The 8,643-nt window shown below is 41.4% G+C and carries 6 protein-coding genes and 1 pseudogene; 2 read left to right on the top strand and 5 right to left on the bottom strand.

Annotation, left to right across the window (positions count from 1 at the left end):
* On the bottom strand, positions 1-177 hold a 177-nt coding region (locus tag A9J31_RS15375; protein WP_155857603.1), incomplete at its 3' end, for a transposase.
* A 179-nt stretch (positions 178-356) separates the two neighbouring features.
* Between A9J31_RS15375 and htpX the strand changes: the two genes are divergently transcribed.
* On the top strand, positions 357-1,262 hold the full coding sequence (gene htpX / locus A9J31_RS06895) for a protease HtpX (protein WP_067763362.1): 906 nt from the start codon (positions 357-359) through the stop codon (positions 1,260-1,262).
* Positions 1,263-1,358: 96 nt separating this feature from the next.
* Here htpX and A9J31_RS06900 read toward each other — a convergent pair whose 3' ends face one another.
* From A9J31_RS06900 to A9J31_RS06910, 3 genes are all read right to left on the bottom strand, one after another.
* Complete coding sequence (locus A9J31_RS06900; RefSeq protein WP_067763364.1) at positions 1,359-1,952, bottom strand: DUF4112 domain-containing protein; 594 nt, start codon at positions 1,950-1,952, stop codon at positions 1,359-1,361.
* A gap of 143 nt (positions 1,953-2,095) precedes the next feature.
* Positions 2,096-3,433: a magnesium transporter gene (mgtE, locus tag A9J31_RS06905; RefSeq protein ID WP_067763366.1), complete on the bottom strand. Its 1,338-nt coding sequence runs from the start codon at positions 3,431-3,433 to the stop codon at positions 2,096-2,098.
* A 230-nt stretch (positions 3,434-3,663) separates the two neighbouring features.
* Positions 3,664-6,774 (bottom strand): multidrug efflux RND transporter permease subunit, encoded by a 3,111-nt coding sequence (locus A9J31_RS06910; protein ID WP_067763368.1) that lies wholly within the window; start codon positions 6,772-6,774, stop codon positions 3,664-3,666.
* 374 nt (positions 6,775-7,148) lie between these two features.
* On the opposite strand from A9J31_RS06910, the gene A9J31_RS06915 reads away from it, so the two are divergent.
* The gene (locus A9J31_RS06915) at positions 7,149-8,273 is read left to right on the top strand and encodes a glycerophosphodiester phosphodiesterase (RefSeq protein ID WP_067763370.1); all 1,125 of its coding nucleotides are present in this window, start codon (positions 7,149-7,151) and stop codon (positions 8,271-8,273) included.
* 53 nt (positions 8,274-8,326) lie between these two features.
* Here A9J31_RS06915 and A9J31_RS15835 read toward each other — a convergent pair.
* Positions 8,327-8,643, bottom strand: a pseudogene (locus A9J31_RS15835) (hypothetical protein); the annotation flags it as partial.

An 8,643-nucleotide genomic window follows, 5' to 3' on the forward strand; every position in this document is an offset into this window, starting at 1 on the left:
TATAGAATTTGGTTTTCCAAAGCTAGCAGGTAAATCCCGCCATGGGCAGCCTGTACGGATTCTATAAAGAATAGCTTCAATAAAATTTCGAAGATTTTGTTTGAGATAAATACGAAAATTACGGAAAATGTTTTCTAACTTAGACCAGTGTTGATCAGTCAACATTGTACGAGGCATAGCGAGGAGTAGATTTGGTTTGGCGATTAAATTCTACTTTCTCGCTATTTTTTTTGCACAGTAAATGTCAACAGCCCCTAATTTTTCCTTGAAATTTTAGGACTTTCACCTCATATTGGCTTTAATGATTTTTTAATTTGTAAATCAGATTATTTTTTTATAATAAGAGGATTTCCCCAATGATGCGGATTGGTTTGTTCTTGCTAACCAACCTCGCGGTACTGGTTGTAGCTGGCATAATCTTGTCACTCTTCGGTGTCGGTAGTTACCATGGTGCTGGTGGCCTAAACTTAGGCAACTTGCTAGTAATCTGTTTTGTGTTCGGTATGGTGGGTTCAATGATCTCACTATTCATGTCGAAATGGATGGCGAAAAAAACCACTGGTACAGAGCTGATTGACCCTAATGCACCACGTAACCAAGCAGAAGCATGGTTATTAAACGAAGTTGCGCAACTTGCTCAACGTTCTGGTATTAAAATGCCAGAAGTAGGTATTTTCCCTTCGTATCAGTCAAATGCCTTTGCAACAGGCTGGAATAAAAACGATGCGCTTGTAGCTGTGTCTACAGGTTTGCTTGAACGTATGAACAAAGATGAACTACGTGCAGTTCTTGCCCACGAAATTGGTCACGTTGCTAATGGCGACATGGTGACTTTGGCGCTGGTACAAGGTGTAGTCAACGCCTTTGTTATGTTCTTCGCACGTGTTGCAGGTGATTTCATTGACCGCAATGTTTTTGGTCGTGAAGAAGGTGAAGCACCGGGTATCGCATATTTTGTGATTACGATTGTACTAGATATTGTCTTTGGTATCGCCGCGTCTGCCATTGTAATGTGGTTCTCTCGCTACCGTGAATACCGCGCCGACGAAGCTGGTGCGCGTCTAGCTGGTAAACAAGCGATGATTTCTGCTTTATTACGTTTACAAGCAGAATCTGAAATGCCAGATCAAATGCCTAAAGAAATGAAAGCGTTTGCGATTTCTGCGGGTCAAGAACAAGGTTTCAGCTTAGCTGCCTTATTCCAGACTCACCCAACGATTGAGCAACGTGTAGCTGCATTACAACAATTAGATTGCCCATAAGCAACTAAAAGTTCAAACAGCAATAAAAGCCTCCACATGGAGGCTTTTTTTTATTTTTAAACATCACCCTGAATAGGCTTTATCAGTACAGCTTTTTTAAACAATGCCCTGTACTTGTAGCCATTGCAACAGCAGACTGCCTCCCATCCAAATCGCAAATGCAAAAATAGCTAAAAATAGCAGGCCTAAAATATCGGGTATATGAATCCAAATCCAGGCCACAACTGGATTACGCCAAAATGCAGATTGTTGCTGCTTCCGCTCTAGGTTTTCATGTAAAAATGGATGAACAACATGAGTATCAGATTGAATTTGGTATTCTTCTCGAATATGTGTATGTACAACATCTAAGGCTTTACGACTCGGACGTATAAAAACATCAAAAATTGTTCCTGCTACTGGAATAAAACCGACAACTGCGTCCATGACCGCTAATTTCATTACGCCATTGAGTTTCGCTTGCGGTACACCAATCTGCTTTGCTTTATAAATCGCATAACAAGTGAGGACAAATCCTGCAATATCACCTGCAACAGGAATTGTACTCAGAGCAGCATCAGCCCCGACGCCCTGCTTGGTAAATGGAATACGCACCACAGAATCCATCATATTGGCAAACTTGGCTAAATCGCGCTCTAAGCGAATCACCTCTTGCTGGCTAAGTTTTTTTGAAGATGCAGGTTCTGGCATAGAAAACGTATCGTTGGGTAAATGCAATCTACTTGAGAATAAAGCAGTTTTTTACTCAGGTCTGTTATGATTTTATAAATGCTAATCTAAGATGAATTTAAAGTGCTTAAAGGATTTATTTAAGGCAACAGAAGCCCGATAATTTAAAGTAGAAGCTGTGAAGCAATAAATAAATACACCACCACGCCTGTTGCATCACAAATGGAAGTTACTAACGGTGCAGATGCACTTGCAGGGTCTAGCTTCAAACGATTCAGGATGAAAGGTAGGCTCATTCCAATTAAACAGCCCATCAGCACAATGCCCATCATACTCAAAGCCAACACCAGTGAAACCATAAGATCGCCACGGTAATAACCTAAAATAGAGACTGCAAACGCCATGGTGCCACCTAAACATAGCGCGACTAAACTTTCACGCCCAAGCAGATACAACCAATCTTTAAACTGCACATCGCCTGTGGCCAGTGCTCGCACCATCAATGTTGCAGACTGAGAACCTGCATTTCCACCACTGCCAACCAATAAGGGCAAAAAGAAAACCAATACAATATTTGCGGCAATAATGTCTTCAAAATGTGCAATGCCAATCCCGGATAACAAACTGCCAAAAACAAGAAATACCAGCCAATACACCCGTTTTTGATAGAGTTGCAATATCGGGGCAGATTTAAGACTCAATTTAGATGATGCATCGACAGCACCAGATTTTAAAAAATCTTCTGTTGCCTCTTCTCTGGCCACATCCATTGCATCATCATGTGTCACAATACCCACCATCACACCGGCATGATCTATAATGGGTAATGCCAGTAAGTCATAACGAGCAATGGTTTTGGCTACTTCATTCTGATCGCTGTCAAAATATGCAAAAATAATATCGGTCGCCATTAAATCACTAATATTGCTTTGTTCTTCGGCAAGTATTAATTGTTTGAGCGATAAAACACCCAGCAGCTTTCTTGCTTCATCAAGTACATAGGCCAAATAAATGGTTTCCGAATCGGGTGCCTCATAACGCAACATTTTAATGGCATCTTTTACCGACATATTCGGTTTTAAGGTGGCATATTCGGAGCTCATGATGGCCCCTGCCGTACCTTCTACATAAGAAGAGAGCTGCCGAATATCTTCACGCTCGGCCTGTGCCAATGCAGGCAATAAAGTATTTTGCTGCTCGTGATCTAAACATTTAAATAAATCGACACGCTTGTCTGAAGGCATTTCGCCCATAATTTCAGCCAAGTCTGTTCGCGTTAAACCGTGTGCAAATTTTACTTGTTCTTCGGGTTTGAAATATGAAAATACATAGGCGCGTGCAGGAAGATGCAGTAGCAGCTTTTGACTATTCTCTAAAGGTAATTGTGCCAAAATATCAGCCAAATCTGCGGCTTTAAACGTTTTAACAGAGTCTAATGCCAATGCAATATCTTGCTTGCTTAATGCATCATTTAAAAGATATAAAAAGTTGTTGTAGCTCATGCTCGCCCCCTATTACCCAACCTATGTAATAGGGCCGCAACGGCTCTTATTTTATTTGCCGAATGAACCCACATAATAATGTTGGTAAATATAAATGTTTGAAATTTGGTGTATCTGACAACTGTGCCTGTCCATTTAGGGATTTAATCCTCATCAAACCGCTTATACGGCGCAGCAATACTACGAAAAACTGTTACATTTCTCAACCTTTACAACGAAACCTAAACAATTTAATCACTTATGTTTCTTTTAACGGACTTGGGCTTAAATAGAGTACGTATCAATACATACATAAATGGAGTAAAGATCAGGACCAGTACCGTGCCGAAGATCACGCCCCCCAGCACACTCACGCCAATTTCCTGACGGCTTGCTGCGCCTGCACCAAAAGCGAAGACCAATGGTAATATACCTGCGCCAAATGCCAATGAAGTCATTAAAATTGGTCTAAGCCGTAAACTCGCACCTTCTAAAGCAGCTTGCACCACTTGTTTTCCCTGCTGCTGCGCCACAGAGGCAAATTCCACAATCAAAATCGCATTTTTACATGACAAGCCAATAGTGGTAAGTAAAGCGATTTGGAAATAAATGTCATTTGGAAATCCGGCAATATAACTAAAGATAATATTGCCACCAATACCCAATGGAATTGCACTCATAACTGCCGTCGGGATACTCCAACTTTCATACAATGCAGCTAGACATAGAAAAATAAATCCAATTGAGACCAAATACAGCCAAATTGCTTGGTTACTAGACTTTTGCTCTTCAAAGGATAAACCACTCCAGGCCACATCCACTCCAGGTACTTGTTGCACAAGTTTTTTGACATCTTGCATGGCTTGACCACTGCTGACATTTTTTGCAGTATCTGCTTCCATTTGCAGCGCAGTATAGCCCATGAAACGGTTAACCACTTCTGGACCACCACTCCATGCAATGGTCGAGAAATTACTAAACGGAATCATTTCATTTTGATCATTTCGAACATGCCATGCAGCAAGATCTTCAGGCTTTGAGCGAAATTCGGCATCGCCCTGCATCATGACGCGCTTGATGCGGCCACGATCAATAAAGTCATTAATATAGCTGCCACCCCAAGCACTCCCTAAAGTACTATTAATGGCAGATTGACTTAGCCCCAACGCCATCGCTTGCTTTTGGTCAATATTGACCTTCAACTCTGCTTTGTCTGGATTAGAACGTTTATCTAAGTTTTCAAAACTGGTAAATTGGCTGGCTTTATCTTGTAAAGTTTTAAATTGTTCTTCCAAATAAGCTCGACCTTCGCCATTAATATCACGTATCCAAAAATCGATACCATCCGTTTGCCCAAGTCCATTGACTGACGGTGGCATGTTGATATTAATTTGTGCATTATTAAAGGTTCTGAAATGCTTTAAAGCTCGCTCACGAATGGCTTGTGCAGAATTTTCTTTACCACTTCGCTCATCCCATGGTTTCAACGCAATAAAACCTTGTCCTAAATTTTGCCCTGTCCCCGAGAAGTTCCGACCATACCGCAGCATCACTAAATCAACATTGTGTTTTTCTTCAGTCAAAAAATACTGTCGAATCTGTTCACCAACTTGCTGGCTTTTGGCCATCGGTGCACCTTCTTGCAGCTTCAGTTGCACACTCAGGATACCTTGGTCTTCACTTGGAATAAAGCTGGTCGGCAAAGCACGATAAAACAGTGCGAAAATCACCACCAAGCCAGCAAACAATACCAAAGTAATGAGTCGATTTTTTACTGTGGCCTGAGCAATGGTCAGATATTTCAGTTTTAAACGCTCTAATGAAGTATTAAACCAAACGGCCCAACGCGCTGGCTGTGGATTGGGTTTTAAAATTAAAGCACACAAAGCAGGTGTTAATATCAATGCCACCATGAGCGACAGCCCCATGGCTGCCACTAAGGTAATAGAAAACTGACGATAAATAACGCCTGTCGAACCACCAAAGAAAGCCATTGGAATAAACACCGCAGTTAAAACCAGTGTGATCCCAATTAATGCACCACTAATTTCTTGCATCGACTCGATAGCAGCTTGTTTGGCAGTTAAATGCTGTTCATGCATTAAACGTTCGACATTTTCTACAACAACAATCGCATCGTCGACCAATAAGCCAATCGCCAAAACCAAAGCAAACAAGGTTAAGGTATTAATGGTCATACCCAAAACGTAGAGTATCGCCAATGTACCTAAGATCACTACAGGAACGGTTATCGCTGGAATTAAAGTTGCTCGCCAGTTTTGTAAGAAAATAAACATGACTAAAACCACGAGTAACACCGCTTCAAACAGCGTCTTTACGACTTCTTTAATAGACTCTTGTACGAAAGGCGTATTATCTCGTGGATAAACAATTTTATAGCCCTCAGGCAGTTGTTTCGAGAGTTGCTCAATTTCTTGCTTAATTAATGCCGATGTTGCTAAAGCATTAGCACCTGAAGCCAAAGAAATACCCATCCCTGAAGAGGGATAGCCATTAATTGTATTAATCCCCTGATAATTTTCAGCGCCCATTTCAACACGAGCAATATCTTTGAGGTAAACAAAACTGCCATCACGGCTAGATTTCACAATAATATTTTCAAATTCTTCGACTGACTTTAAACGTGAACCTGAGGTGACTTTGGCATTTAAATATTGATCTGCTTTGACAGGTAAATCACCAACAGCGCCTGCTGCAACTTGGGTATTTTGTGCTTCAATTGCGCTACGAATATCGCTTGGCATGAGACTATATTGTTTTAATTTTAATGGGTTGAGCCAAATACGCATCGCAAACTGTGAGCCAAATACATCAACTTCACCAATCCCTTCAATCCGCGCAATATCTTGCTCAAGATGCGTCATCATATAGTCGCCAAGCTCAATATTGGAACTTTTCGACGTTTCATCATAGATACCAATCACCATGTGGGTATCACCCAATGATTTAAAGACATTCACACCTTGGCGCTGTACATCTTCCGGCAGTCGATTAATCACACCATTAATCGAGTTTTGGACTTGAACTTGTGCTGTATCAGGATCTGTACCATTTTCAAAACTGATACTGATTCGACTACGCCCAGAGGAATCACTGCTCGAACTAAAGTACAGTAAGTTATCAATGCCTTTTATTTGTTGCTCTAGGACTTGTGTAACACTTTCTTCTACCGTTTCAGCAGACGCGCCACTATAACTCGCACTCACCGTTATTCTAGGTGGTGCAATATCAGGATAGCGCTCTACGGGTAAATTCAGCACGGCAAATAATCCGACTGCCATGACGATAATTGCGAGAACACCAGCAAAAATGGGGCGTTGAATAAAAAACTTAGACAGCATCAGTCCATGTCACTTTTAGATTGCGAGATTTAAAATGGTGATTTGATGATTTTTTAAAATCTTATTGATAATCAATCACCATCAAGATGAATACAAGCCCATACTACATAAAAACCCATCATTCTGATGAATATGTAGAAAATATGGAGACGTATTTTCCACATTTATTTTAGTTAAATTATGTGACATTTAGCGGTCTGTCATCATTTGTTCTTTATCTGTCTGCACTGTATCCCCTGCGTCTTCATTTTAAATAACAACACGCAGAGGCTTTCATGCTAAAACAATTAACAACCAAACTTTCAAAACGACAAACTTTACGGAAAGAACACACAAAACAAGGCATAGACCATCGTGCTAAAAAAAACTCAACAGTGCTGTTCTCTAGCTTCATTCTACTGAGTACATTCGGTTTAACTGCGTGTAATTCTGACGATAACAAAACTCAAGTGAGCAAACCGCCAGTATTACCAGATACTGGTTTTGTAATTGTCGGGCATCGTGGCGCAAGTGCTTTAAGACCTGAACATACTTTAGCGTCTTATCAAAAAGCCATTGATGATGGTGCGGATTTTATTGAACCTGATCTAGTTCCGACGAAAGATGGCTATCTTATCGCTCGTCACGAAAGTGAAATTAGCGGCACAACCAATGTCAGCTCCTTAACACAATTTGCAGACCGTAAAAAAACCAAGAAAATTGATGGTCTAGATTATACCGGTTGGTTTACTGAAGACTTTACTCTGAATGAACTCAACCAAAATGTAAAAGCCCGTGAACGGATTCCGCAATACCGTCCCACTAACACCACTTATAATGATCAATCCAGCATTCCAACTTTAGAACAAATTATTGAACTCGCAGATGCCCATTATAAAAAGACTGGGAAAATTGTCGGGCTGTATATTGAAACCAAACACCCGACATTCTTTCAAAAGCAAAACTTAGCCATGGAAGATCGACTGCTTAGCGCCTTAGCGAAGTATAAATACACCCGTGAAATTGCGCCTGTTTATTTACAATCGTTTGAAACCACCAATTTGAAATATTTCCATGAGCAGTTAGCACGAAAGAAAAGTTTAAAACACGCCAAAATTATTCAGCTACTGGATAGTCCAAATGCAATTCCAGGCGATTTACAAGATCAAGCTACACCTGCTAACTATGCCAGCCTAGCCACGCCTCAAGGTCTAAAAGATGTTGCAAGTTATGCAGATGGTATTGGCCCAAGTAAAACCTATATCTTTTCAAATAACGAGTTTAAACAAACCAACTTTGTCAAAGATGCCCATGCCGCTGGACTAAAGGTTCATCCTTATACTTTGCGTCCTGAAAATGGCTTTTTGCCTGATTATCTCAAGTGTAATCAAATAGCAACCGAACGCTGTGATAGCGGCGCGCTAAAAGAGTTTGAAAACTTTTACAAAGCAGGTGTAGATGGTGTATTTACTGACGATCCAGCATTAGCTCGTAAAGCACTGAATCAATTTCAGAAATAATAATTATCTATAGTTGATACATAAAAAAGACGCTTAAAAGCGTCTTTTTTTTATCAAAGTGGCTGAGATAAATAATCTGTGATGCCCTGTTTCACGACTTGCTGAGTGGCTGGAGCTGTCGGAGCTGTCGGAGCTGTCGGAGCTGTCGGAGCTGTCGGAGCTGTCGGAGCTGTCGGAGCTGTCGGAGCTGTCGGAGCTGTCGGAGCTGTCGGAGCTGTCGGAGCTGTCGGAGCTGTCGGAGCTGTCGGAGCTGTCGGAGCTGTCGGAGCTGTCGGAGCYGTCGGAGCAGTCGGAGCWGTCGGAGSTGKCGGAGCTGTCGCAGCTGTAGSAGSTSTCGGAGCTGTCGGGGCTGTTGGAGCTGTGGGAGCTG

The organism is Acinetobacter gandensis (genome assembly GCF_001678755.1).
Taxonomy (GTDB): Bacteria; Pseudomonadota; Gammaproteobacteria; order Pseudomonadales; family Moraxellaceae; genus Acinetobacter; species Acinetobacter gandensis.

What these genes read in the sequence shown, in the direction of transcription:
- A9J31_RS06900 (WP_067763364.1), bottom strand. Translation starts at nt 1,952, where the DNA reads ATGCCAGAACCTGCATCTTCAAAAAAACTTAGCCAGCAAGAGGTGATT.
- htpX (WP_067763362.1), top strand. Translation starts at nt 357, where the DNA reads ATGATGCGGATTGGTTTGTTCTTGCTAACCAACCTCGCGGTACTGGTT.
- A9J31_RS06910 (WP_067763368.1), bottom strand. Translation starts at nt 6,774, where the DNA reads ATGCTGTCTAAGTTTTTTATTCAACGCCCCATTTTTGCTGGTGTTCTC.
- mgtE (WP_067763366.1), bottom strand. Translation starts at nt 3,433, where the DNA reads ATGAGCTACAACAACTTTTTATATCTTTTAAATGATGCATTAAGCAAG.